Raw genomic sequence first — 23,883 nt, 5'->3', positions numbered from 1 at the left:
CAACCAAGAGCCCAACAGTGCAAAATCCTGGTTATCGGGTGGGGTGAAAATAGTCAACAACACGTAAAGGGAACAGCGCCCCCTGCGTGTGGCCAAGCCGGTGCTGCTGGCGGTGGGGCTGATGAGCGAGTGGTTGGCCAAGGGGTTCGGTATTGAACCGCAACTGCTGCGCAGCCAGGTCCATTTTTATTATCAATGCAAAGAGAACTTTGATGTTTCCGCCTCGATTCGGGATCTGGATCTGGAAACTGAAACCAGCGCCCAGTGCGTCAATCGTTATTTTTCCGAGCTGATGGAATCCGGCTCTTTAAACCCTCAAGGAGTGAAATATGCGTAATTATATTCGTGGTCTGTGGTGTGTGCTGATCCTCTCCTTTTGCCATGGGCTCTATGCCGGTGAACTGTACGATGAATTGTCAGGGAAACCCGCCAAGAAGATTTTATTGAGCTTGTTTGCCAAGGAGAGTTTTAATCAGGAAGAGGTCAAGGATCTGGATCAGCTCTGGCTGGATTACAACTTCAGCGAGCAGGATGTCGCCGCGGCATTCCGCAGCTATCAGAACAAATACCCGATCCAGATGACTGCTTATCAGGAAGTGATCTTGTGGCATACCGACAAGGATGTCATCCCCAGCACCACGACGCCGGAAGAGTTTGCCCAAGTCGGACAACTGTTTCACCAAAAGGCAGAATTATTTGGTGGCACGGTTCGACTGATTGGTGGCTTCTTGAATAATGAGCAACCGTACCGCAAGGGTCTGTGTCGCTGGATAGCCCCGAATACCTTCAGCATGTTGTATGTGGTGCGATTGGCGCGCGAGCCCTACTTCGGTCCTTATTTCCCGCAGGATGGCGGCACCATTGTCTCCCAGACCTTGCATTGATGCCGAGCTGAATCATGAGGAACAACATGAATACCATTAAGCTGATTGCAGTGGATATTGATGGGGTCTTATTGCAAGACACCTTCAGCCCGGTGTTACATCAACTGGTCACTCTGTATGGCGGTGAATATACGCGCGAGTTGGAGCGGAATGTATTTTCTCGCAATCAACTCAGTGCCGCCGCCTATGTCCAGAGCGAGTTGGGTTTGACCCTGTCGCCCCGGGACATCATCGACGACTATTTCCGCTTGCGGGAACAGTATCTGCAGCATCATGAGGGCGGCGTGATCCCGGGCGCGCTGAATTTCTTGCAGCGCATGGCCGAATTGCCTGTCCAGCTGATCTGCTACGGCGGCTTGCAAGAGCCGCAGATCCATCCCGATTACGCCCTGTGTCGGCCCTATTTTTCCCGCTATGTCTGCACCAACGACTTCCGTCCTGGCCTGCGGGAGATAGTGCGCGACCATGCGCATCTGCAGTTCGAGCAGGTGTTGTTCATCGATGATGTCAATACGGTGGCCGAAGAGGCGAAACGGCTGGGTTGCCCGTTTATCGGTGTGCCGGCGCGCAATGCCTGGGGCTGGCAATACCTGGATATGCAGCTGACCGGCGTTCGCTTTCTGGTCGACGGCGTCAAGGATATTGGCCTGCCGATGTTGCAGCAGCTGGATCGGGATGTGCGCAGCAGTTTTATCGAGGTAGCCCATGCCGCACTCTGAGATCCGTCTGCTGCTGTGTGATTTCGATGGCGTGATCAGCCCCGGCAGTACCGAAGCGCTGTGCGATGCCTGTTATCGGGTGATCCGCCAGTACCGACCGCTGCCGGAGCCTGTGTTCCGGCAGCTGTTCCGGACTCTGGTGCCGTTTCCGTTGCAGCACTCCCTGCATTTCCTGCTGGAGTCTATGGGGCTGGGCTCTCACCGTGGCGAGCTGTTGCATGCTCTGTTGGGCGTGGGGCATGGGCCTCTGGTCCATCAGGCGCTGTTGCGGCATTGCCAGCAGCAGGGGATTGATTTTCGGGTGCTCTCTTCCTCCTATGGTGAGGATCCCAAGTTCGCCGCCCTGCGCGCCGAACTCGGCAACGAGCGGCTATTGGCCGATGGGCGCTTCTCCAAGGTCAATCCTCTGGACTTTGCCGCTCTGCTGAGTCGACTGGATGTCGCGGCGGATGAGGTGCTGTATCTGGATGATTGCCCATTGGCACTGCTGACGGCGCAGCAGCTGGGGATCCGCGCCCTGCATGTGCGCAACGCCATTTTTGACCAAGTGCAGTACCAGGCGGTGCAGGGGTTTGTGCCGTACAGCGTGGGCTCACTGGATGAGGTGGTGACTCTGTTGACGCAGTGGGCCCGACAGCCCGAGTGCAGTTAAGCCGCTGACGCCAGGGGCTATGTCCCGAACGTCATGCTGGTTGAGGCGAGGTTCAGTGGCTGGGGGTTATGCTATGGGTTGCATCATCTGATTCGACTGACCCATAAGGAGGTCTCATGAATACTCGGTTGTGGATCTTGCTCGCGGCCTTGAGCATCGGGCTGCTGACCGCTTGTCAGCCCGCGGCAACACCCGAGGCGATCCCGCCTCTGGATGCCAGCCCCAGCCATAGCGCCGCTGACCCAGCTGCGGCAGAGCCAGCAGCGGTTGCCTCGGCGGCGGTTGCGCCTGCGGAGCAGGCCACGCTGGAAGGCACGGTCTGGTATCGTCAGCGCAGCGCCCTGCCAGAGGATGCCGTGGTCGAGGTCCGCTTGCTCGATGTCTCGCTGGCGGATGCTCCGGCCACCGTGCTAGCACGGACGCAGATAGTGCCGACCACGCAAGTTCCCATCGCCTTTACCCTGCACTACGATGCGGCGCAGATCCAGCCCGCCCATAGCTATGCCCTGCAGGCCAAAATTCTGCTTGGCGACACCTTGCTGTTTATCAGTACCGAACGCTATGAGGTGCTGACCCGGAATGCCCCCAGCTCCGGGGTACAGGTGCGGGTCGATCCGGTCTGATATTGCGCAGATGCTGCGCTTGATCCATGCTGCCAGGGCAACGCATCGCGTTGCCCTGTTTTTTTGCGGATAGGTATGGGAGCGAGGATGTTGAGTGTGGCTCAGACGCGCGGACTCCTCGTCATCAGTGGCCTGTTCTGGATGGGATCGATTCATCTTGCTCGAGGGAATACGGATGTCGGCACTCACGCTGGTGATTGGCAATAAAAATTACTCCTCCTGGTCGCTGCGGGGTTGGCTGGTCGCCAGCCACAGCGGCTTGGCATTCAATGAACAGCAGTTGGCCTTGCAGGCGGCGGACTTCAAACAACAGGTCGCGCGTTTCTCTCCGGCCGGGCGGGTTCCTGTGCTGCTGGTGGGTGAAACTGCGATCTGGGATTCACTGGCCATCGCCGAATATCTGGCCGAGCTGGAGCCTGGGCTGTGGCCCACCTCGCTGCTGGATCGGGCCCGGGCGCGCGCCATCAGTGCCGAGATGCACGCCGGATTTCAGGCGCTGCGTCAGCAGATGCCGATGAATGTGCGTGCGGTGGGACGTACCGTGCCTTCCACTCCGGCGCTGGAGGCCGATATCGCCCGCATCGTGGACATCTGGGAGAGTTGCCGTCGTGAACATCTCCGGCAGGGCCCCTGGTTGTTTGGACGCTGGAGTATTGCCGATGCCATGTATGCGCCGGTTGCGGCACGTTTTCGCACCTATGGCGTGTCGCTGCCGGTGCTGGCGGCCGAGTATCTGGTGACGGCCTTGTCCGATCCTGCGTTGCTGGATTGGGCCGTTGCCGCCCAGGAGGAGCCAACCCTGCCGAGTAGCGAGGTGGGCCTGCCGAACTAGTGCGGCGCCGGAAATGACGAGGGGGCCTGGGCTCAAATGCTTGTCAGTTAAGAGGTTCAGGAGAGACAACCTCTCTCGCCAACTCGCCGTAAACCCTTCCCTGGGGGCTCGATGGCGGCATCCCTGCCGCCAACGGTTGGCTCAAAAGGCTATCTCTCCTTCGCTAGCTGACTGGCATTGGGGCCCAGGCCTCTTCGTTTTTTTCTGAACTTTTTCTAGCCTCTGGCTACTCCCATCTCGATTCTATCTTACTGATCAGGTTGCTGATTAGGGCAGGGTCAGCCAGTTGCTGCCATCGAAACGCAATTCGCTATGGCTGTTGCTGGCTGGCGGATCGACCGGTTTGGCGGCGGCCAGCGTGGTGGGGTAGCTGACACCATCAAAGGCGAGGGTCGCCCATTGCTGGAAGCCGGACTGGACGACCAGATCGTGCCAGCCCTGGCTGCGCTCGGGGGCGATCAGCAGTGGGCTCTGGATCCCCTCCAGCCGACTCAGGAAGCGATAGCCATCCAGTGAGCCTTGAAAAAGCAGCCAGACACAGCCCGTCTTGTCGCACCAGTTCATCTGCAGGATGGCATCCGGATAGCCATCTTCGTTCAGATCCTGCGTCAGCGCCCGGTATTGCACGCCGGTAGCACTGCTCTGATTGATGCGGAAGTAATCCTGCAGCGCGAGCTGGATAGCGCTATCCGGCTGCGACATGGGTTGCAGCACCACGGGCGTGAATGCCGCTTGAGTCGGGGTCGGGAGATCGCCATGGGCACTGGTTTGGGCCTGCGGCGGCAGGGGCAGCGCCGGAGTCCCGGGTTGCAGTACCAGCGGCTCGTCGAAGTAGGCTTTGCCGCCATTGAGCAACCGGTAGTCGGCGCTCAGGCTCTCGCCTTGACGTTGCAAAGGGATGCTTTCGCTGGCGGCACGGCCATTACGCGCGTTGAACAACAAGATGATGCCCTGCTCCGTGTATTCCCAAGCGCCCTGATAGGTAATTTGCGGGCCGCTATCCCGGTAGTAATTCAGCTCGGCCAGATGCTCGGGGCTCAACGTCAGGCCGACCTGGGCCTTCATGCTGCTGGCGAGTCCATACCAGTCGGGCGCGGGCAAGACCGCCGCCAGTGGGCGCCCCCGTTCGCCGCAGCCTTCCAACCGGTTCTCCCCTTGCACGAGCGTGACCTTGTAGCCCCAGATTTGGTTGATGTCCGGTTGTTGGCACAGGGTCGGCACATAGCTGAGGCTGGCCGCTTCACCCTCTAGCGTGCTCAATTGCAGGATCAGCTCCCCGGACTCCTGCACTTGGCTGCCGGTAAAGCGATAACTACTGCTGCCCGCCGGTGAGCTGAATAATCCGGAGCTGCCCTGCAGCGTCAGGGTCCAGGCCGGTTGCTGACCGACCGCATGGAAGGCAAAGTCGGTATCTCGTTGGCAGCCTTGGGTGTCGGGGCTCAAGTGGTCGACGCGCTGCAGGGTCAGTTCAATCGCTCCCCCGCGCTGGGTGCTCAATGCCAGTGTGCCTTCGAGTTCGGCATAAAGCTCGGTCGGATTGCCCATCTGCTGCCAGCGTTGCCAAAAGGCCGGGTCGGCGTTGAAGCGCCACTGTTGTTTGCTGCTGCAGGGGGTGAAGGCAGCCTCGCCGTTACTCAGACGACTCAGCTGGCCGCGAAAAAGGGCGGCGGTCGGCAGCGGTGGTGCCGTGGTGAGGTCCGCGTTTGCTGGCGCGGGTGGGGCGCTTTGGCTGCAAGCTGTGAGGAGCAGGGAACCAGTTAGCATCAAAAACAGGATAAAGAGACGCGCAGTCATGACATGTCCTTGCTGTGAGTCGATTCAGACCTCGGGAGGAGGTACTCCAGTCAGGATAGTCTGCCTGATGCCTAAGAAAACGCCACCCCGATGGATGGCGTTGGTGACGATGGCGCAGCGCTCGGAATCAGGAGAAAAGCTGGGTCAGGTATTCGGCGACGCCATCTTCATCGTTGGTCAGCGCTTGTGGATGGCTGGGCAGCGCATCCTTGAGCCGCGAGTGAGCATTGCCCATCACCACGCCCCGACCGGCCATGGAGAGCATCTCGAAGTCGTTCATGCCATCCCCAAAAGCGATGGCATCCTGCAGCCGGTAACCGTTGAGCTCCAGCACGGCCTTGACCGCATTGCCCTTATTGACGCCTTTTTGCATGGCCTCCAGGCAGGTCGGCGTTGAAAACGCGATGCTGAGGCGATCCCCAAAGCAGGTCAGCAGGCGGTTTTCCAGCTCGATCAGATCCGGATGCTCCCCGGTGTAGAAAATCTTGTTAATCCCCTGTTTATCCAGGGTGACGGGATCCACCACCCGGTAGGTAAAACCCGATTCCTTGTGGTAGGCCAGCAATTCCGGGCTTTCGGCTTCGACCAGCCATTCATCGCCCTGATACAGGTGCAGATCGATATCCGGCAGCCGTTCGATCTCCACCAACTCCTGCGCCAGTTGTGGCGGTATGGTCTGGTTGTAGATGCAGTTGTCCTGCTTGTCGTGGACCACGGCGCCATTGGCGGTGATGAGGAAAATATCCAGCCCCAGGGTGTCACGAATGCTCTGCACATCAATGTGATGACGACCGGTGGCGACGATGAAGCGAACGCCTCGTTCGGTCAGGCGATGCAGGGTGCGGCGGGTGTGAGGGGAAATCTGATGCTGGTTATTCAGCAGGGTGCCATCGAGATCGGAAACGACCACTTTAAACATACGGACCTCTGGGGAGCGGGATGGGCGACCAGTTTACCTAAACTGACCACCATCTGAAAACGCATTCTTCATTCGGAAGTTACGGGTTTTGTTTGAAGAAATCCAGGGCTGCATTCAGCGCCGGGATTCGGTATTCGTCACTCTCGTTGAACAATTCATGCCGGGCACCGGTGATGATCAGCGGCCGCTCACCGGCACATGGGTGGTTCGCAGTGCTCATCTGCTGGCAAAACAGCTCCTGCTGATCGTTGCGCACCACGGTATCGGCACCGGATTGCAGGATCAGCAGTGGCGTCTGGATATGGCTGCCGGCCACGACGGCCTGCTCGGCAAAATCCAGTGCCTGGTGGATCCAACTGGTGGTGGGGCCACCAAGTTGCACTTCGGGGTAGCTCTGGTAGACGGCACGGAATTGGCCATAGCGCGTGGCGTCATGAGTCAGCTCGTTGTCCACGAAGGGGCGAGCCTCGTAAGGACCCTGACTCGGCGCATAGGGCGATTCGATACCCAGCAACTGGGTGGTCCACTCCATCAGCCAGGTAATGAACCGCGCCAACCAGGTTGGCAGGGCGCCCAGCTCGATGCCGAACATCGGCGAGGCCAGTACGGCGGCCTTGAAATCTTGCGGGTATTGCTGCAGGTAGTGGGCGGCAATGGCGCCGCCCATGGAGTGGGACAGCAGATAGAGCTGGTTCGGTTGATCGGCCAGCACCACCTGATCGTGGAAGGTCTTGAGGTCGGTGACATAGTCGGCAAAGTGCTGCACATATCCCTTGTGCGGATCGCTGAGCATGCGCCCGGAGAAGCCTTGTCCTCGATGGTCGTAGAGATAGACGCTGTAACCCTGCTGGAACAGGTTGAAGGCCAGTTCCTGATACTTGATGTAGCTCTCGAGACGACCATTCACCAACAGTATGGCTCTGTGACTCGCCGGGTTGCGCAGCGCCACGTAACGGATCGGCACGCCATCGACGCCACTGAACTCACCGGGCTGGGCATGTTGCTGCCAGAATGCGGGTAGCGTCGAGGTGAAGAACGCGGGCAATTCGGCTGAAGTCAGCAGTCGATACGGGTTATCCATGGCCTGGGCACTACCGGTCAGTGAGAAGAGAAACAGCAAGCCCATCAGGGCGCGAACTAGCATGCAATATGTCTCGAGAGGGACAGAGAGAGGTTGTCGAGTATAAAAGAAAATTGCGAGCCAGATCAGAATTCTTGTCCTGTCGGCGGCATTTTTCCTGGCTGAAATCAGTTTAGCCAAATGAAACCGTTCTCACCAGCCACAGGGGTCACGATTCAGGATTCCTCCTGATCGAATTCCTCCTGCTCCCGTTGCTCCAGTGCTTGCCAACCGCGCTTACTCAGTTGCATTCGCTGCCACCAACTTTCGTCGGCGATGACCTCGCCCTCGTCACTGATGGCGGGGTAGGGCAGCTGTTTTTGCCGACAGACGCGAGCCAGCAAGGGAAAGCCGCGTTCGAACAGCAGGCGATCCTGTTCGCTGCGCGGCAGGCGGCACTCCTGCTGATAGAGGCCGGCATTTTGTCGCTGACGCTGGGCCTCGTAGAGGATGAGGGCACTGGCCACCGAGACGTTCAACGACTGGGCCATGCCCACCATGGGGATGATGATGTCCTGATCGGCCAACGCCAGTGCTTGCGCGCTGATGCCGCGCTTCTCGGCGCCAAACAGGATGGCGGTCGGGCGCGTGTAGTCGATGGCGCGAAAATCGACCGCCCGGTCTGATAAGTGAGTGGCCAGCACCTGCATGCCTTGGTCGCGCAGGGTGGTGACGGCCTCGGCGATAGTCTCGTGGCGGTTCACCTTGACCCAGTAATGGCTGCCCTTGGCGGCATGGTTGTTCATGCGCATGCTCTCGGGCCAGACCGCATGCACATCGTGGATACCGACCGCATCGCAGGTGCGGATCATGGCCGCCAGGTTATGGGGTTTATGCACCTCTTCCAGACAGACGGTCAGGTCGGGCTGGCGCATGGCCAGCATGCGGCGAATACGCGCGAAACGTTCAGGATTCATGAGATTCTCGTGTTGGCCTACTGGCGGCTACGGCTGACTCGCAGCACATCCGGCATCACCCGGATCTTGCGCATCACATCCGCCAGATGGATCCGGCTCTTGGTGGTGATCAGCAGGTTGACCTGGTAGACCCGGGCATCCTTCTCTTCGGTGCTGATGCCCTGAATATTGGCGCCGGTCGCGGCTATGGTATTGGCCAACTGGGCCAACACGCCCTGATGGTTGATGACCTCGATCTGGATACCGGTACGGAACTCATGATCCCCCGTGACTTCCGGATCCCATTGTACCGGCAAGTACTTATCTGGCTCTTTGCTGTAACCGCGAATGTTGCGGCAACTCTCCAGATGGATCACCAGCCCCTTGCCGGGGCTGATATGGGCGATGATCGGGTCTCCCGGGATCGGGCGACAACAGTTGGCGAAGGTGACCAGCATGCCATCGGCGCCCTTGATCGGTAGCTTGCGCACATGCTGCGGCAGTGTGTGTTCCAGATTCAGCTCTTCCACATTGCCCAGCAGGCGGCGGGCGATCACCACGCTCATGGCGTTACCCAGGCCTATGTCGGCCAGCAAGCCGTCCAGGGTTTCGTGTTTGGTATCCAGCAACACCTTCTTGATGTTGTCCGGCGCTATCTCCTCCAGCCGCTTGCCGCCTAAGGCGTGGCCGAGCAGACGGCGGCCGAGCACAATCGATTCCTCGCTGCGCAGATTTTTCAGGAACTGGCGGATCTTGGTCCGCGCCCGGGAGGTGACCACGAAGTTCAGCCAGGCGGCGTTGGGGCGCGCACTCGGCGCCGTGATGATCTCGATAGTTTGGCCAGAGTTGAGCTGGCGGCTCAGCGGATAGGGTTGACGATCCACCCGGGCGCCGACACAGGCGTGACCGATATCGGTATGCACGGCATAGGCAAAATCCACCGGCGTGGCGCCAGCGGGCAATTCGAGAATGCGCCCCTCGGGGGTAAAGACGTAAATCTCGTCGGGAAACAGGTCGGTCTTGACGCTTTCGATAAACTCGAACGAGCTGCCCGCGCTCTGTTGGAGCTCGAGCAGACTCTTCATCCAGCGCTGGGCGCGTCGTTGCGCCGTGGTGCCTGTGGTGTCGCCATCCTGTTTGTAGGCCCAGTGCGCCGCCACACCCTTGTCGGCCATCTGATCCATATATTCGGTGCGGATCTGCACTTCGACGGGCACGCCGTGGGGGCCGACCAGCGAGGTGTGCAACGACTGGTAGCCGTTGGTTTTGGGAATGGCGATGTAATCCTTGAAGCGGCCGGGACGGGGCTTGTACAGGCTGTGCATCTGCCCTAGCACCCGGTAGCAGGTGTCGATGTCCCGGACTATGACCCGGAAGGCATAGATATCCATCACCTCGTGGAACTGCACCTCTTTTTTCACCATCTTGGTATAGATGGAGTAGAGATGCTTTTCCCGGCCCTTGATCTCGGCGCCGATCTGCACCTCTTCCAGTCGGCCGCCGATTTCCGCCTTGATGGAGTCGATGATCTCCTTGCGATTGCCACGGGCGCGTTTGACCGACTCGCGCAGCACTCGGGAGCGCATGGGGTAGAGGGCTTCGAAGCCCAGCTCCTCCAGCTCGGTCTTGATGCTATGAATACCCAGACGGTTGGCGATCGGGGCGAAGATTTCCAGGGTTTCCCGGGCGATACGGCGGCGCTTGTCCGGGCGCAGTGAGCCCAGAGTGCGCATGTTGTGGGTGCGGTCGGCCAGCTTGATCAGGATGACGCGGATATCCTGCACCATGGCCATCACCATCTTGCGGAAGTTCTCGGCCTGGGCTTCCTTGTGATCGCGGAATTTCAGCTTGTCGAGCTTGGAGACGCCGGAAACTAACTCGGCAACGGCGGAGCCATACATCTCCGCCAGCTGATCCTTGGTGACCGGCGTGTCTTCAATGACATCATGCAGCAGGGCGGCCATCAGGGTTTCATGATCGAGGTGCATATCCGCCAGGATGCGGGCGACCGCCACCGGATGGGTGATGTAGGGTTCGCCACTGGAACGGGATTGCCCCTCGTGGGCATCTCGAGCCGTCAGATAGGCGTGTTGTACCAGTGCGACCTGCTCCGCAGGCAGATAGGTACTAATCAGATCTTTAAGACTTTGAAACAGATACAAGGCCTAACTCCGGCTCACTTCAACGACTGCGAGATACAGCAGATGCTCCCGATCGGGATGTGATCCTGAGTTTGCTGCCAAATGTAGTGATTGTAAATCGGGGCGAAGGGGAGACGGCACCTAAAGGTGCCGTTCTCGGGAGGGATCAGAGGCTTAGACCACGGCCTTCGGTCATGGCGGAGACAGCGGCCATCTCGGCGGCTTCCTGCTCTTGCAGATCCTGACGATCCTGGGCATCCATAAAGGCGGTAGAGATCAGCCCCTCTTCGATCTCGCGCAGCGCGATCACAGTCGGCTTGTCATTTTCTTCATCGACCAGGGGGTCACGGCCTTGAACGGCAATCTGACGCGCACGGCGAGCGGCGATCAATACCAGATCAAAGCGGTTGCCAACCTGTTTTACTGCATCTTCAACGGTAACGCGTGCCATGGGAACTCCAGATATAAAAAATGACGCGAAATTGTACTTGTTTTTAGCTTATCCCGCCAGTAGGCGATCCAGCAACTCGGCGTGCCGCAAGCGCTGGGCGGGCAGACGCGCCCGTTCGGCCTGGATGATACTGGCCAGCTGTTGCAGCGAGGTCGCGAAGTCATCATTGACGATCAGATAATCATATTCGGCATAGTGACTCATTTCGGCCACCGCTTCCGCCATCCGGCCGCGGATCACGTCGTCACTGTCCTGACCCCGGCCGCGCAATCGCTGTTCGAGGATCGGCAAGCTGGGCGGCAGTATGAAGATGGATCGAGCCTCGGGCAGTTGATCTCGCACCTGACGGGCACCCTGCCAATCGATATCGAGGAACACGTCGATCCCCTGCTCCAGGCAGCGCTCTATGGTTTCGCGGGAGGTGCCATAAAAGTTGCCAAACACCTGAGCCCATTCGAAGAAGGCCCCGCGGTCGATCTGGCGCTGGAATTCCGCGACCTCGACAAAGTGATAGTGCACACCATCGGCTTCACCTGGACGCATGGCGCGGGTGGTATGGGACACGGAGATCTGCATCCGCTGGTCGTCGTTGTGCTGGGCCAGCAAGGCCGAGAGCAGGCTGGATTTTCCTGCGCCGCTGGGCGAGGAGACGATATAGAGGGTGCCAAGATGCGCCATATCAGAACCTATGTCATAACGGACGCCGCCTACGGCAGGGCGCGGGCTGGCATCACGGTCGTGGAGTCAGGGATAAGGCGGCTAAGGATAACAGAGGTGGATGAATAAAAAAAAGTCGGGCTCAAGGCCCGACGGAAAAACTGTAGCTTGCTGCGGAAGTGCCCTCCACGCAGCGACAGTTGTACCGGCTCGGACGTATGTCCGCCGATGGTTATTCCAGTGCTTGAGTTCGAGAAAAGCGAGTTCGCCGATCTTATTGTGTTAACTCATTGAAATTAAATTATAAAAATAGAAGTTGGCAACCTAAACGAAAGCTAAACGGGTCGACGATTGCGCCTGGATGTAGTGCCTCGTGTGAGGATGTGAGCCGCGGTTGGCTTGTCGATCGGTTCGGTATCCGGCGAGCGGTCACGGCTCTCCGGCTAATTCCCTACACCATGGAGGCGCTTTATCTGGGCCAGTTATTGGCGCGGCCGATCCGTCTTGGGGACCATGTAACTCAGGGTCAGGCGTCTGATATGGTGAACAGCGGAATGAGATCTGCGTCATGTTCTCTGCTGGGCGCGATTGCCGGGCTGTTTGTACGAATGATCAGCGCTCAGAGTGTTTATTCTAGATTCCACGCCATCTTGGCCTGCCTCTTGCTGTCGTGGTTCTGTACCTGCGAATGACCTGCTTGCCCCTGAACCGAGTAAGCCCGCGCCAGCAGGCCAACGGACGGTACTTGAATCCGTAGTTTTTACCTCAGTGTTGCCCCTCAGGGTTGGCCTTGATCGCCAGCCACGGACGGCCTTTGCCTGATTTTTGGAGAAACAGCATGCTTTATCGGATTAAAACGGTTGCGACCACATTGCTGATGGCGTCATTACTCAGCGCCTGTAACGACTCATCCAGTGACACCACGGAAACGGCCAAGCCGACCTTCGAACCGGTAGAAGGCACTATCAGCCAGCTGCATGCCGCGCTGGCAGCGGGGACTACCACCTGCGAGCAAGTGGTGCAGAGCTATATCGATCGGATCAACGCCTATGACGCGACGGGTCCGGCATTGCATAGCGTGATTGCGGTAAACGCCAAGGCGCTCGATTATGCGCGCACTCTGGATGCCAACTACGCCGCCAGTGGCGCCATGGCGCCGCTGCACTGCGTGACTGTGCTGCTCAAGGACAATTTTGATACCGCCGATATGCCGACGACCGCCGGTGGCCTGGCTCTGCAATTCAGCCAGCCGGATGATGATGCCTTTACGGTGGCTCGCCTGCGCTCTCAGGGCGCCGTGATCCTGGGCAAGGCGAATCTGGATGAATTTGCCTTTGGCTATCAGGGCAGTAGCTCGGTCGGCGGCCAGGTTAAGAATGCCTATGACCCGACCAAGGGACCGGGTGGCTCTTCTGCCGGGACTGGCGCGGCCATTGCAGCCAGCTTTGCCATGGTTGGGTTGGGCACCGATACCGGTGGCTCGATCCGCGTGCCTTCCTCCCTGGAAGGTCTGGTCGGCATCCGTCCCAGTCTGCGTCTCATCAGTCAGGACGGTATAGTTCCACTGGCCCACACCCAGGATACCGCAGGCCCCATGTGCCGGACTGTGGAGGATTGTGCTCGGGTGCTGGATGCCATGGTCGGTTATGACCCGGACGATGACAGCGGCCAGCGCAGCAGTTATGAACATAATGCCAGTCTGGTGAACTCCGCCTATGCCTATCAGCAAACCACGTCGGTTCCAGCTACTTATACCGCCGCCTTGCAGGCCGATGGTCTGAAGGGCGCGCGGATTGGTGTGGTGCGCGCCATGTTTGGTGATGCCAGCACGGAAGAGAACCAGCAGGTGCAGGCAGTGATCGATGCGGCGCTGGCCAAGATGAAAGCTGCCGGTGCCATCGTCGAGGATGTGGAAATCCCGAACCTCGCACTCATCATGAGCCGCTACAAGAGTGTGTCGCGCTACGAGTTCTGCAACAACCTGGACGAGTACCTGAGCTCCTGGTCGAATGCCGAGGATAACCACTACACCAGTTTTCAGGCACTGGCGGCCAGCCTGCAATACGAGACCCGCAACCAGAGTACCTTTACCTTCTATGGCAGCTATTGCGGTGATCAAAGCGCCAACGTCGATTATCAGCTGAACCTGATTGAACGCCCGATCGTGGTCCGTGCTGCCCTGCAGCAGACGCTGGAGAATCTGGATAGCAATGGCATTCCGCTGGGTGCACCCTACGATGCCATCCTCTACCCAAGCATCCTGGGTCTGGCTCCCGAGCTGGGACAATCTCCGACCGCTGGTACCAACAACCGTCTGAGCCCCTTCTCCGGCTTCCCGGCGCTGACCTTGCCCGCCGGAATGGCCAGCACCACGCCAGCATTGCCCGTGGGGATGGAGCTGATGGCCCGCGAGTTTGCCGAACCGACGCTGATCAAGCTGGCCTATGGTTATCAACAGGCCGTGCATCCCCGTCAGGCACCGCTCACCACACCGGCGCTGACCCACTAAGTTCTGGGATACACCAAACGACAGGGCTGAGTCTGACTCAGCCCTGTTTTTTTATGGCTGCGCTTCGGCGTCATGGCCCTTTCCCTGTGAGTCAAGACGCAAGGCCCGAGCCGTAGCGCGGTGAAATCGAGGCTTCTCTTCGGCAATCAATGTCTGTTGGTCCACTCTCAACCCATCTTTAACCGGGAAGAGGGTATATGCGAGCCAGGGCGACTAAACTCTAGATGCGTTGGAAGTGGCGATGGCGGTGTATGCTACTCAAGTGACGACACTATTACGGTGTCAGGGTTTATGGGTCGCTATACAGATACAGATACAGATTCAGGTCATGAAGGAGAAAGTATGTCCATACAAGGTTCGTTGAGAGCACAGTTACTGGCGTTGTTGGGCGGAAGTATTCTTCTCCTCGTCATCATCTCGCTGTTTTGTTTCCGCCTGCTGGCGCAAGGGGTCGAAGATTATCAATCCCTGGTCAACAGTACGTTGCAAGAGTCAGCCCTGGTCGATCGCGCCAATCTGGAGTTCAAGAGTCAGGTTCAGGAGTGGAAAAATGTCCTGCTGCGCGGCAAAGATCCGGAGGCGCTGACCAAGTACTGGACCCAGTTTGAGGAGCAGGAACGCGCGGTCAACCAGACGCTGGCACAACTGAGCCAGTTGGCCGGCCAGTGGCAGGATCAGGAGTTGGTTGCCCAGGTGCGAGCCTTGAGTGATGAGCACCAGAAACTCGGGCAGGCCTATCGTCAGGGCAAAGAGAAGTTTGTTGCCGCTCAGGGCGACCCGACCGTGGGTGACCAGGCGGTGAAGGGTATCGATCGGGCAACCAGCGAGCAGATGGCAGCGCTGGTCACACATCTGCATGAAGAGGGAAATAACCAGGCCCAAACCATTAGTGAGGAAACCCACAGCGAGGGTATTCTCGGCGTGGTATTCCTGATTGGGGCGTCATTGCTGGTGGGGCTGCTCAGCCTGTGGCTGGTGAATCGCCAATTGCTGGTGCCCATCAAGGCGCTCACCGATTTTATTATCCAACTCAGCCATGGCAAATTCGATCGACCCTTTGCGCTGCAACGGCAGGATGAACTGGGTGCTCTGGCCAAGGCTGCCAATACGCTGCGCGATTTCTTGGGATCAACTTTTTCCCAGCTCAAGTTGAGTGGCGAGCAGTTGGATAGTGCCAGCCATGAGCTCAAGGAGATCTCCGGGTTGATGACCAAGGGCACCCGCGAGCAGTTTTCCCGCACCGATATGGTAGCCACCGCGATGCACGAGATGTCGGCGACGGCGCAGAATGTCGCGGAGAATGCCGCCTCGGCCGCCCAGGCGGCGGATCAAGCGGACCATACGGCTCACGAAGGCGAGCAAGTAATGCAGGACACCATAGGCGGCATTGCCCAGATGGGTAAAGAAATTGACAACACGGCCGGCGTTATCAAACAACTGGATGAAGATAGCCGCCGCATCAGTACCGTGCTGGAGGTAATCCGTTCCATTGCCGAGCAGACCAACCTGCTGGCCTTGAATGCGGCGATTGAAGCGGCGCGGGCCGGTGAGCAGGGGCGTGGTTTTGCTGTGGTCGCGGACGAGGTTCGCACCCTGGCTAAACGCACGGCGGACTCTACGGCGGAGATCAACCAGATCATCGCCAAGGTACAGCGCGGCACCCAGGATGCGGTGCAGGCCATTGGCAGCAGTCAGCAACTCAGTAAACAGAGTATCGAACAGGTGACGGTGGCTGGTCGCAAGTTGCAGAGCATCACGAGCTCCATCAGCCAGATCCACGGCATGAACCAGCAGATCGCCACTGCCGCTGAGGAGCAGACCCTGGTGGTGGAAGATATCGCCCGCAACCTGGTGGATATCAAAACCATCGCCACCGAGAACGAAGAGAACGCCCACCGCACCCAGGGTGCCAGCGACCAGTTGCATCAAACCGCGGTCGACCTTAACCGCGCCATGCAAAAGCTGATGGCCTAAATCAAAACCGGGCCCCGCGGATAGCGGGGCCCGGTTTTTCCTAAACAGATGCAAAGGGTTTCCCCTAGCGCATCCAAGCAAGTGTTACTGCTGCATGTTACCTCTAATACTTGGCCCTCTATAGGGCAGGGCTGGATCGCATTTTGTTAAGCAAATTCGAATTGGCTGATCGTCTGCGTTCTGTGCAGTATTGTCATCGATTTCCTGCTCGAAGCATTGCAGTGCTGGTTGATCTGCTATGCGAAACAGATATTTGCCCTGCCGCTGGCTTGTTGGGCACAGGATCTGATTCGAGAAATGAGTCGTCACAACATGGCACCGCCATTTGCACTATCACGCCACCGGTTATGACTATCACGCCAGATGAATGAGCGGCCTCCGAGAACCAGCGATATGAAATTGAAACCCGCACCCGCCATCGACAAAAATAGCTGACTTTATCTGCCCCGCTGACCATATCCGCGATGGGGCGGAGCTGGCTTGCCTTATGGCAATCGGCATTCAGTGCTGGAAGCAGACCAGCTGGCCAGTGGCGGCTTGGCCTCGAAACAGGTGGCTGAGTTTTTCCGCGTCTTTTGTGACTCAGCCAGTTCGTTCCATGAATTTAGTCTGAAACATGAGCTCAAGGCTCAAGGCTCAAGGCTCAAGGCTCAAGGCCAGCAACCAGATAAAAAAACGTCACAAACCCTGCACTCATCGAGTTGGGGCACGCTTTGCTCTCGGGGCCCCAAGCCCATGATGTTTTTAGTTCCGGTTAGCAGCGTGGCGGCTGGGGGTAGATCAAAAAACCAACGATAAATAGCTAGTAGTATTGTTTTTCCGAGTATTTCCATTGCCAGCAGCCATGCTGCGGGCCCGAGGGCGTCAGTGCCTTACTGTGCCTCCGTCATCAACCAACAGGATAGAGCCCATGACCGAGAAAAAACGTGCATGGCAGGTTCCGCAAAACTGGGTTATTGCCTTGCTGCTGGGTATTGCGGGCTACTTCGCCATTCACTATCTCCACAAACCCAAAGTGAACCGCTTGCAGCAGGCTACGGCCTATTTTGATGCCCTTGAGGCGCAAGAGCGGGCCGAGCGTGAACATCAGGCCGCCCTGCAGGCCCAGCAACAGGCGACTGCAGAACGGCTTGCGGCAACCACGGCCAAAGCCGCCGCGCAACAGGCGCAACAAGCGGCCGCACAGGCCAGACAACAGGCGGAAGAGGCCAACCGCCAGGTCGCCCAGGCTCAACAGCAAGCGGATCAGGCCAAGGCCAGTGCCCAGGAGGCGCAACAACGCCAGCAACAGGCTTATGCCCAGAACGGCCGCCAGTGGATGTTGCAGAGTACCGAGAATTGCACTGAGGTGGATGGGGTTGATTATCCACGTTATTTTTGTAATGTCATTTGTGTGAATGGTAATGGGCAAACCCAAACTCGGAAGAGGGTGATGACCTGGTATCAGTCCGGGGTGGGGTGGATTGGATATAGAGGCGATGCTACGGGCTCCTACTCATCGCAAACAGCCTTTTACCAAGCGGTCTGTGCCGCATTATAACGATCAAGGATGAACACAAGATGAAGCGACTATTGTTTCCCCTCGCCATGTTGGCGCTCACCGCCTGTCAGCCAGAGCCGAATGTTGCCCTGCGCATCGACTGTGGCTCCTACAACGATCAAGGCGTCGCCATTCAGCTCAATGGGCAAGCCGTTGGTGAATGCCCGCTGGATATCATGACCCTGGCCGGACAAACCGAGGTCGAGATCCATAAACTCTTTTCCGATAGTGGCTTTATCCAGGAGCGGCAAACCTTGCAACTGGCCGAAAACGTCAACAAGCGGGTGATTTTTCAACCCAAGTTGCAATACCCGGAGCGCCACTATTATGAGCTGGCCACGACGGTGGCCGGTGCCGCCGAGTATCTCAAGCGTTTTCCCAGCGGCCAATATGCCACCCAGGTGACCGCAACGGCTCGGCAGCTGGAGGCGGCGAGCTATAACAAGGCCATCGATCTGGAGGGGATGACCGCCTACCTCAAGTTGTATCCGGCGGATTACCGCAGTGCAGAAGTCAAAGCCAAACGCGAAAAAATTCGCCTAATTTCCGGCCGTTGGTATGACAACCTCGATGGTACCATCACGGATCGAAAAACCGGGTTGACCTGGATGCGCTGCAGCATGGGCCAGCGATGGGATGGCCGCAGTTGTGGCGGCGAGGCTAAACGCTACACCTGGTCAGAGGCCAACTTAGCCGGGCAAGGCGTCGACTTTGCCGGCCACCAGGATTGGCGTCTGCCGACGGTTCGCGAACTGTTCACGCTGGTGGTGTGTAGCTCGGGGAAAATCGGTGAGTACACTACTGACCTGAAGGATGGCCATGCTGCACTCAAACATGGCTGTCTGGGGAACTACACTCGGCCGACGCTTGATACCCAAGCCTTTCCAAATACTCAAGACGCTTGGTTTTGGAGTTCGTCGGCCGTGGCGGGTAGTACCGATAGAGCCTGGGTCGTCTACTTCGTCAATGGCTACCCCATTTGGAACTATGAGGACGGCAGCTACCAGCTTCGGTTGGTGCGTAGCGGACAGTGACTTGGGCCGCGCCAGCGGCTTTGGTGGGGTGGTGCCATCGAGTGCGGTGGTTGGATGGCGGGCGGCGTTGGCATAATGTGACGCCGCCCCGTTATGTTTCACTCATAGCGCAAGGCGATTGGAGTTAACCGTGCCAGCGCTAGCTTGTATTGTTCGGCGGCTACGCGCCAAAAATAGATCGGTTTAAAACATCATCCGCCAAGACGTATGCCTTAATGCGCTCAGTATATTTGATGTACCGGGTATGCCTTCAGATACTCCACGCCATGGGTTGGCTGTTCATTATTTGCACACGATGGAATTTTAAGGCTCATATCACAGTCGAAATATTGGCCACCGGAAGAGAGATGTACCGACTTCATGAAAATTAATGGTGCCGAACTGGTATCTAAGGTCAACAGCCGGATATTAAAACGCTCAGATTTGCTGTCTGGGTCTTGATTCATGGTGATGGTATAATGCACGCCTTCTGTTGTGGCAAAGCTGTATTGCTGCACGTCCATCTCGTCGTCATTCATCAGTAACCCGATCAGAACACAACCTGCAACCAGCAATAATATAGAAAGTGCGAATAAGCGCGGATGGTTTTTTATTGTATTTATTATGCTTGCCATGGTAATGCCTCTTGTTGGCTACAAATGAAAACGGTGTTTCTGTTAATACATTGATGTTCAGTTAATTTATTCAGTATTTTCAAAAGCCTTACCGGCTGCTGTTGGTAATATAAAATCAGACTTTTTCATGAAGGTATAGCCTCATTCACGAAATGAGGCTATACCAGAAATGCCATTATTGGTAAGTTACATCAATTACTTCCGCTTCGACCTTGGGTGCTCCAACCATTTGCACTTCGGTTGTTCCTCCCATGATTCCGCGGTCTTTGTATGCTGTGCGGACGTTATTAAATATCACGTCATGTAGTTTACTATTATCCGTATTGTGTCTATACGGTATGTTAACTTCTTGAACATAGTCATCAGTTTGATATTCATCCACATTGCCTACCCAGCGACTGGCTCGGCGAAAGTGAACCGGGACCATCAATTTTACTTTAACTTTCACATTATAATCGCCATCGGTTAAAGCTATGGTTTCCTTATTGTTAATGGCTCGAATTTTTATTGAGAATGTATTTGATGCGATTTCTTTACCCTGCAGAAAGAACCCAGAACCTTCAGAATGTGATGTTGATGATTGATCCAAATTATCTGATGCTAAACTGAATGCTTTGGTCTTATTTTCTTTCATCAAAACGAGTGCCATATGTTCCAATTCAACTCGTTCTGCATGTGTTGTTGCCAGTTGGTTGGCTGCCTTGGCATCTTCCATCGATTCTGTAAGGTCAAAAGCCAATTTATACCCTTGGAAACTATTCAGAGTCCTGAGCCAGGAAATCACATCATCTCTTGATGCATATTGAGGGAGTTCATTCAAGATTGACATTACGCCGTCAATGTCATGCTCAGCAAACTTCTTATCCAATAAGTTTTTGACAAATTTTTTGTTATCCGGATATCCTGGATATCTATCTGTAAATATTTTTACTCTGAATGTGTTGCTTGTTTTTTCTACTTCGGTTGCTTCGGTTTGTATTTTTTGGAGTTGCTCCGCAACAACAGTTTTACCGATATCATCGACCAGTGATTGATTAATGACTAATGTTGTTTCTGATTTTGCAAATTTTTCTGTGTTTTCAAATGATGTATCACCGCCTAAAACTGACAAAGAATCCAAAGCAATAGGTATCGGTGACAAACCTACAGCAAGAGTACTAGAGATAATGTTGCCATCATATTCTCTCTCTTGGAATACGGAGAATGTAGAACTATCTAACGACTCACTGCATGGTGCATATTTATTCCGCCTGACGATGATGCAATCACGAAATAATGTTTTTTGAGATGCATTTTCATCGTGCATCTTATCTGCTTCATCTTTTAATTTATCTTGCGCGACGTTAATAACGGTTATGTTCCTTATTTGATTATCTTTAACGTCAAATCCAAAATATCCTTCTGGACTCCTGATGTAGGATAAATACTCAATGGATTTATCGGTTTCCACTTTGTTGTCAATGGTTATATCTGGGCTGGATGAACAACCGGATAGATAAGTGCATGCGCAAATGATAGCTGTGCTTATTATTTTTTTGTGAATAGCAACGTTAGTCTGGTATAGCATTGTGCCTCCTATGGTTATATTATTTTGAACAATTGTGGTTGATGGCTTCCGCTAAACTCGAATAGCTTCCACCCCCACTGAAGTAAACGCCTGTCTCAGAACTGCCGATGACATTTATTATCTTTGAGTATGTGAATCCGCAGTCAATCATGTATTCATGTGAGCCAAGTGGAGTTATCCTTGTTTCAAGTACCTCAGCAGGGCGTTTCTGTACTGTGTATTTTTCATCATCATGGTTTCTAAACTGATCTATACTGCTTTGAGCAAGCGAGGCAGCCTTCTTCTCATCACCGGAAATAATTATTTTTCCAGTTGATTCCGATCTGCTCTTTTCAACTACCTTGTCAAAATCCATCGATGCGGATAATGAACCATAAGTAAATAGAAAAACACCGATGAACAGTTTTGTTGTTTTGTGCATATTGAAACATTCTCCTTCATAAACACGATTGCATTTATTTTCTTTGTTCTCGATTTTTCACATGCCGTAAAAATATAAAAACCGGTAACAGCAGAATAATAAAGGCTATCTTGGCATCTTCGATATTCTTGTCATGGATCTGGCGCGCCCCCTCCTCATAGCTCATCTTGCTGATGCCATTTATTTCGATGGCATAGATATCGAAGCGGTGAACTGCGAATAACCCGGCGCGGGGTTCGCCGATTAGTGTGATGTGATCGCCATGGTTGGCCTGTTCCAGTTGCTGGTGGCAATCGGAGCGAAATTCGAGGATGCCTGTGCCCTGTTGCAGTTGAAAATGGTTGGTAGGGGAGCCCCGGCCTTCAGGGAGATCGCAGTAAATCGAGTAATCGACCAGGGTGCCGCTATAACGGCTGGGGGAATTCAGCCCCAATAACTCCTTGCCATACGGCAATAGGATATTGAACAGGAGCAGCAACAGCACGCCGCGCATCACCATGATTCGGATATCCAATGGCGTTAATTGCATATTATGGCTCTCCTGGGGTGGCTGGCGGGGAGGGTATCCGAGGGTTGGGCGAATTATTCGGCTGAGTTGGGGTGATGCGGAAACTATATAAGTTGTTCTTGGCGCGGCTTATTTTTAATAGCGAGCTTGGCAAGGAGACGGCAGTTGTTTCATGGGGCAATAACTCCGCCAGATCGACTTTCTGCAGGGGTAAGACGTCATCCACATAATAAATGGCTAAGGCCAGACGCAGGTACTTCGCCATATCGTCCGCCGTCAGGGTGCCGCTGACACATAATCCGGCGGCATCCGGGCAGTGGTCGAGGGTGACGCCGGCTGCATCGGTCTCGCCATGGATTCGGGTCTGACGACTCAGATTGAAAATTCGGTTATCCAGCAACAGATTGAACTGGCCCCGATCCAGATGCTGCAGCTCGGCGGCAAACTGCCCACTGGCATCTTTATCCAGCAGCGGCTCGCTCTGCAGCTTGCGCTCGGCTTCCCGATCACCCAACTGGGCGGCGAAGGCCAGGTGGTAACGGGCTTGAGGCTCGTCGTGTCGGATTTGCTGCTGGTAGATCCCGAGGTTGTAGTTGGTATCCGGATCGTAGGGGAAGGCGGCGAACGAGCGCTGCCAATAGGCAGCCCCTTGCGTTCGGTCCTGCGCCACGCCCAGACCGTTGTAATAGAGGGTGCCCAGATTGAGCAGCAGCAGTGGCGTCGCCCGATCGGGTAAACACGCCTCATAGATGGCTCTGGCGCCCGCGTAATCCTGCTGATGCTCCCGCAAGACGCCCAGGTAGTTGCAGGCGATATCGGAGCCTTGCGCCATGGCGTTTCGGTAGTGCCGTTCGGCTTGATCCCACTGCTGTTGTTTCTCGGCCAGTAGCCCGAGGCGGATAGAGGCATCGCGCTGCGAGACCGCTGTGAGTGGGGGTTTGGTGTCGAGGGCGTTCTGTAACAGCAGGCGCGCGCTGTCCAGTTGGGTGTCGCCGTTGAGCAGTGTGGTGCCCAGCAACAGAGAACGCTGGGCCTGCCATCTGGGATCGGCGTGGTGAGCGGCAAAGCGCTGGCGATCATAGGGCTGGGCGTGCTGCTGAAAGTACTCCACCGCTGCCTGATAGGCTTCGGGAGTGAGCGGCATCTTGGCCCAGGCTGGGCTGCAGAGCGCCAGAACCCCGAGCAGAACCCTGAGCAGCAGCTCGAACCTTAACCCAGTGCCGAACGAGCGGCGTTGGTGGAATGGGATCACGCCGCACTCCGGCGGTACAGCAGATAACCAAGCAGCGGGGCCAGGATGCTGCCGATGACAAAGGGCCAGAAACTAGCGCTCTCCTCCTGGATCAGCTGCAGACCGGCGAGACCAAACAGAGCGGCCAGCGGCACGCGAGCCGCATCCAACAGGCGGATAGCCGCGGGGCTGTGCCAGAGTTGGATGGCCTTGATGGGGGCATAGCTCAGCAACCCCAGCAGCAGAGCCACCGCGCAACTGTGCTGCAGCAGGTCGAGTGAGTGACCACTCCAGCGCTGGATGGCGGTGGCAATCAGCAGGGCGCTGAGCCAGAGCGCCAATGCCAGCCCAAGGAAGCGCTCACTCCATGCCAGGGCCCGGGCGGCTCGGTGGCCTCGGGGATTGGCTGAGGGGCTGACCTTGGGCTCTGGAGCGCACCCGTCGGCTTCGGAGTCTAACGACGGGGCGGGAGCATGGTCGGCTGTTATCTGTGCAGCATTCTGGTCCGGGGCTGCGCTGGCATCGTGAACCGCCTCAGTTTGTTTGGCGCGCCAGACGCAGTAGCCATGCAACAGCAGCAAGCCCAGCAGCGTCATCCCGCCACCGCCCACAACGCTGCTCATCGCTGGCACCGGCTCCTCGAACAGCATAGATATTCCGCTACCGGCGAACAACAGACAGACCAGGGTGCGTGCCAGCTCAAAGGGGCTGAATTGGGCGTTGTTGCTCAAATCAGGGAACTATCCCGCAGTTTGGTGATCTGATCTCTTAGGTTCACCACCGGGAGCGCCAGATGG

23 protein-coding genes are annotated in these 23,883 nt (G+C 56.4%); 10 read left to right on the top strand and 13 right to left on the bottom strand.

The features are described from left to right. The first annotated feature begins 121 nt into the window (after nucleotides 1-121). The 6 genes from ACYVG7_RS14485 to ACYVG7_RS14460 all read left to right on the top strand — a co-directional run bounded on the left by ACYVG7_RS14485 (nucleotide 122) and on the right by ACYVG7_RS14460 (nucleotide 3,710). Entirely contained in the window at nucleotides 122-337 is a 216-nt protein-coding gene (locus ACYVG7_RS14485) for a hypothetical protein (RefSeq protein WP_460883802.1), read from the top strand. Next, a complete protein-coding gene (locus ACYVG7_RS14480) occupies nucleotides 330-884 on the top strand; it encodes a hypothetical protein (protein ID WP_460883801.1) in 555 nt (184 codons plus the stop codon). Before ACYVG7_RS14485 ends, ACYVG7_RS14480 begins: the two co-directional genes overlap by 8 nt. A 26-nt stretch (nucleotides 885-910) precedes the next feature. Then, nucleotides 911-1,603 carry an HAD family hydrolase gene (locus ACYVG7_RS14475; protein WP_460883800.1) on the top strand — a complete coding sequence of 231 codons (693 nt, stop codon included), beginning with the start codon at nucleotides 911-913 and terminating at the stop codon, nucleotides 1,601-1,603. Next, entirely contained in the window at nucleotides 1,590-2,255 is a 666-nt protein-coding gene (locus tag ACYVG7_RS14470; protein WP_460883799.1) for an HAD family hydrolase, read from the top strand. Before ACYVG7_RS14475 ends, ACYVG7_RS14470 begins: the two co-directional genes overlap by 14 nt. A 116-nt stretch (nucleotides 2,256-2,371) precedes the next feature. After that, nucleotides 2,372-2,878, top strand: a complete 507-nt coding sequence (locus tag ACYVG7_RS14465) for a YbaY family lipoprotein (RefSeq protein ID WP_460883798.1) — start codon at nucleotides 2,372-2,374, stop codon at nucleotides 2,876-2,878. 175 nt (nucleotides 2,879-3,053) lie between these two features. Continuing rightward, a complete protein-coding gene (locus ACYVG7_RS14460; protein WP_460883797.1) occupies nucleotides 3,054-3,710 on the top strand; it encodes a glutathione S-transferase family protein in 657 nt (218 codons plus the stop codon). 267 nt (nucleotides 3,711-3,977) lie between these two features. Here the strand turns inward: ACYVG7_RS14460 and ACYVG7_RS14455 are convergent, their stop codons facing one another. From ACYVG7_RS14455 to gmk, 7 genes are all read right to left on the bottom strand, one after another. Continuing rightward, nucleotides 3,978-5,504 (bottom strand): hypothetical protein, encoded by a 1,527-nt coding sequence (locus tag ACYVG7_RS14455; protein ID WP_460883796.1) that lies wholly within the window; start codon nucleotides 5,502-5,504, stop codon nucleotides 3,978-3,980. A gap of 127 nt (nucleotides 5,505-5,631) precedes the next feature. After that, nucleotides 5,632-6,423: a Cof-type HAD-IIB family hydrolase gene (locus ACYVG7_RS14450; RefSeq protein ID WP_460883795.1), complete on the bottom strand. Its 792-nt coding sequence runs from the start codon at nucleotides 6,421-6,423 to the stop codon at nucleotides 5,632-5,634. A 79-nt stretch (nucleotides 6,424-6,502) separates the two neighbouring features. Then, nucleotides 6,503-7,567: an alpha/beta fold hydrolase gene (locus ACYVG7_RS14445; protein ID WP_460883794.1), complete on the bottom strand. Its 1,065-nt coding sequence runs from the start codon at nucleotides 7,565-7,567 to the stop codon at nucleotides 6,503-6,505. Nucleotides 7,568-7,719: 152 nt separating this feature from the next. Then, nucleotides 7,720-8,460, bottom strand: coding sequence for a tRNA (guanosine(18)-2'-O)-methyltransferase TrmH (gene trmH, locus ACYVG7_RS14440; protein WP_460883793.1), 741 nt, complete (start codon nucleotides 8,458-8,460; stop codon nucleotides 7,720-7,722). Nucleotides 8,461-8,477: 17 nt separating this feature from the next. Further along, complete coding sequence (gene spoT / locus ACYVG7_RS14435) at nucleotides 8,478-10,601, bottom strand: bifunctional GTP diphosphokinase/guanosine-3',5'-bis pyrophosphate 3'-pyrophosphohydrolase (RefSeq protein WP_460883792.1); 2,124 nt, start codon at nucleotides 10,599-10,601, stop codon at nucleotides 8,478-8,480. A 145-nt stretch (nucleotides 10,602-10,746) separates the two neighbouring features. Further along, nucleotides 10,747-11,031 (bottom strand): DNA-directed RNA polymerase subunit omega, encoded by a 285-nt coding sequence (gene rpoZ, locus ACYVG7_RS14430; protein WP_460883791.1) that lies wholly within the window; start codon nucleotides 11,029-11,031, stop codon nucleotides 10,747-10,749. A gap of 48 nt (nucleotides 11,032-11,079) precedes the next feature. Then, on the bottom strand, nucleotides 11,080-11,709 hold the full coding sequence (gmk, locus tag ACYVG7_RS14425) for a guanylate kinase (protein WP_460883790.1): 630 nt from the start codon (nucleotides 11,707-11,709) through the stop codon (nucleotides 11,080-11,082). Between the two features lie 817 nt (nucleotides 11,710-12,526). Between gmk and ACYVG7_RS14420 the strand changes: the two genes are divergently transcribed. From ACYVG7_RS14420 to ACYVG7_RS14405, 4 genes are all read left to right on the top strand, one after another. After that, nucleotides 12,527-14,197, top strand: coding sequence for an amidase (locus ACYVG7_RS14420; RefSeq protein WP_460883789.1), 1,671 nt, complete (start codon nucleotides 12,527-12,529; stop codon nucleotides 14,195-14,197). 342 nt (nucleotides 14,198-14,539) lie between these two features. Then, on the top strand, nucleotides 14,540-16,171 hold the full coding sequence (locus ACYVG7_RS14415) for a methyl-accepting chemotaxis protein (RefSeq protein WP_460883788.1): 1,632 nt from the start codon (nucleotides 14,540-14,542) through the stop codon (nucleotides 16,169-16,171). A gap of 910 nt (nucleotides 16,172-17,081) precedes the next feature. Beyond that, entirely contained in the window at nucleotides 17,082-17,711 is a 630-nt protein-coding gene (locus tag ACYVG7_RS14410) for a hypothetical protein (RefSeq protein ID WP_460883787.1), read from the top strand. A 20-nt stretch (nucleotides 17,712-17,731) separates the two neighbouring features. Further along, nucleotides 17,732-18,745 carry an Lcl C-terminal domain-containing protein gene (locus ACYVG7_RS14405; RefSeq protein ID WP_460883786.1) on the top strand — a complete coding sequence of 338 codons (1,014 nt, stop codon included), beginning with the start codon at nucleotides 17,732-17,734 and terminating at the stop codon, nucleotides 18,743-18,745. 221 nt (nucleotides 18,746-18,966) lie between these two features. On the opposite strand, the gene ACYVG7_RS14400 is transcribed toward ACYVG7_RS14405, so the two are convergent. From ACYVG7_RS14400 to ACYVG7_RS14375, 6 genes are all read right to left on the bottom strand, one after another. Next, nucleotides 18,967-19,359 carry a hypothetical protein gene (locus tag ACYVG7_RS14400; protein WP_460883785.1) on the bottom strand — a complete coding sequence of 131 codons (393 nt, stop codon included), beginning with the start codon at nucleotides 19,357-19,359 and terminating at the stop codon, nucleotides 18,967-18,969. Nucleotides 19,360-19,534: 175 nt separating this feature from the next. After that, a complete protein-coding gene (locus tag ACYVG7_RS14395) occupies nucleotides 19,535-20,926 on the bottom strand; it encodes a hypothetical protein (RefSeq protein ID WP_460883784.1) in 1,392 nt (463 codons plus the stop codon). Between the two features lie 19 nt (nucleotides 20,927-20,945). Next, nucleotides 20,946-21,347 (bottom strand): hypothetical protein, encoded by a 402-nt coding sequence (locus ACYVG7_RS14390; RefSeq protein ID WP_460883783.1) that lies wholly within the window; start codon nucleotides 21,345-21,347, stop codon nucleotides 20,946-20,948. A 34-nt stretch (nucleotides 21,348-21,381) separates the two neighbouring features. Further along, the gene (locus ACYVG7_RS14385) at nucleotides 21,382-21,876 is read right to left on the bottom strand and encodes a hypothetical protein (protein ID WP_460883782.1); all 495 of its coding nucleotides are present in this window, start codon (nucleotides 21,874-21,876) and stop codon (nucleotides 21,382-21,384) included. A gap of 1 nt (nucleotide 21,877) precedes the next feature. Beyond that, nucleotides 21,878-23,107 carry an SEL1-like repeat protein gene (locus ACYVG7_RS14380; RefSeq protein WP_460883781.1) on the bottom strand — a complete coding sequence of 410 codons (1,230 nt, stop codon included), beginning with the start codon at nucleotides 23,105-23,107 and terminating at the stop codon, nucleotides 21,878-21,880. After that, on the bottom strand, nucleotides 23,104-23,817 hold the full coding sequence (locus ACYVG7_RS14375) for a hypothetical protein (RefSeq protein WP_460883780.1): 714 nt from the start codon (nucleotides 23,815-23,817) through the stop codon (nucleotides 23,104-23,106). The genes ACYVG7_RS14380 and ACYVG7_RS14375 overlap by 4 nt, the downstream gene beginning before the upstream one ends. Between the last annotated feature and the right edge of the window lie 66 nt (nucleotides 23,818-23,883).

It is taken from the genome of Pseudaeromonas pectinilytica, from assembly GCF_054780855.1.
The sequence above is the reverse complement of the archived record's forward strand: the minus strand, read 5'-3'. Positions and strand labels throughout refer to the sequence as shown.

Coding starts and splice junctions, on each gene's coding strand:
- ACYVG7_RS14485 (WP_460883802.1), top strand. CDS start 122: ATGAGCGAGTGGTTGGCCAAGGGGTTCGGTATTGAACCGCAACTGCTG.
- ACYVG7_RS14480 (WP_460883801.1), top strand. CDS start 330: ATGCGTAATTATATTCGTGGTCTGTGGTGTGTGCTGATCCTCTCCTTT.
- ACYVG7_RS14475 (WP_460883800.1), top strand. CDS start 911: ATGAATACCATTAAGCTGATTGCAGTGGATATTGATGGGGTCTTATTG.
- ACYVG7_RS14470 (WP_460883799.1), top strand. CDS start 1,590: ATGCCGCACTCTGAGATCCGTCTGCTGCTGTGTGATTTCGATGGCGTG.
- ACYVG7_RS14465 (WP_460883798.1), top strand. CDS start 2,372: ATGAATACTCGGTTGTGGATCTTGCTCGCGGCCTTGAGCATCGGGCTG.
- ACYVG7_RS14460 (WP_460883797.1), top strand. CDS start 3,054: ATGTCGGCACTCACGCTGGTGATTGGCAATAAAAATTACTCCTCCTGG.
- ACYVG7_RS14455 (WP_460883796.1), bottom strand. CDS start 5,504: ATGACTGCGCGTCTCTTTATCCTGTTTTTGATGCTAACTGGTTCCCTG.
- ACYVG7_RS14450 (WP_460883795.1), bottom strand. CDS start 6,423: ATGTTTAAAGTGGTCGTTTCCGATCTCGATGGCACCCTGCTGAATAAC.
- ACYVG7_RS14445 (WP_460883794.1), bottom strand. CDS start 7,567: ATGCTAGTTCGCGCCCTGATGGGCTTGCTGTTTCTCTTCTCACTGACC.
- trmH (WP_460883793.1), bottom strand. CDS start 8,460: ATGAATCCTGAACGTTTCGCGCGTATTCGCCGCATGCTGGCCATGCGC.
- rpoZ (WP_460883791.1), bottom strand. CDS start 11,031: ATGGCACGCGTTACCGTTGAAGATGCAGTAAAACAGGTTGGCAACCGC.
- gmk (WP_460883790.1), bottom strand. CDS start 11,709: ATGGCGCATCTTGGCACCCTCTATATCGTCTCCTCGCCCAGCGGCGCA.
- ACYVG7_RS14420 (WP_460883789.1), top strand. CDS start 12,527: ATGCTTTATCGGATTAAAACGGTTGCGACCACATTGCTGATGGCGTCA.
- ACYVG7_RS14415 (WP_460883788.1), top strand. CDS start 14,540: ATGTCCATACAAGGTTCGTTGAGAGCACAGTTACTGGCGTTGTTGGGC.
- ACYVG7_RS14410 (WP_460883787.1), top strand. CDS start 17,082: ATGACCGAGAAAAAACGTGCATGGCAGGTTCCGCAAAACTGGGTTATT.
- ACYVG7_RS14405 (WP_460883786.1), top strand. CDS start 17,732: ATGAAGCGACTATTGTTTCCCCTCGCCATGTTGGCGCTCACCGCCTGT.
- ACYVG7_RS14400 (WP_460883785.1), bottom strand. CDS start 19,359: ATGGCAAGCATAATAAATACAATAAAAAACCATCCGCGCTTATTCGCA.
- ACYVG7_RS14395 (WP_460883784.1), bottom strand. CDS start 20,926: ATGCTATACCAGACTAACGTTGCTATTCACAAAAAAATAATAAGCACA.
- ACYVG7_RS14390 (WP_460883783.1), bottom strand. CDS start 21,347: ATGCACAAAACAACAAAACTGTTCATCGGTGTTTTTCTATTTACTTAT.
- ACYVG7_RS14385 (WP_460883782.1), bottom strand. CDS start 21,876: ATGCAATTAACGCCATTGGATATCCGAATCATGGTGATGCGCGGCGTG.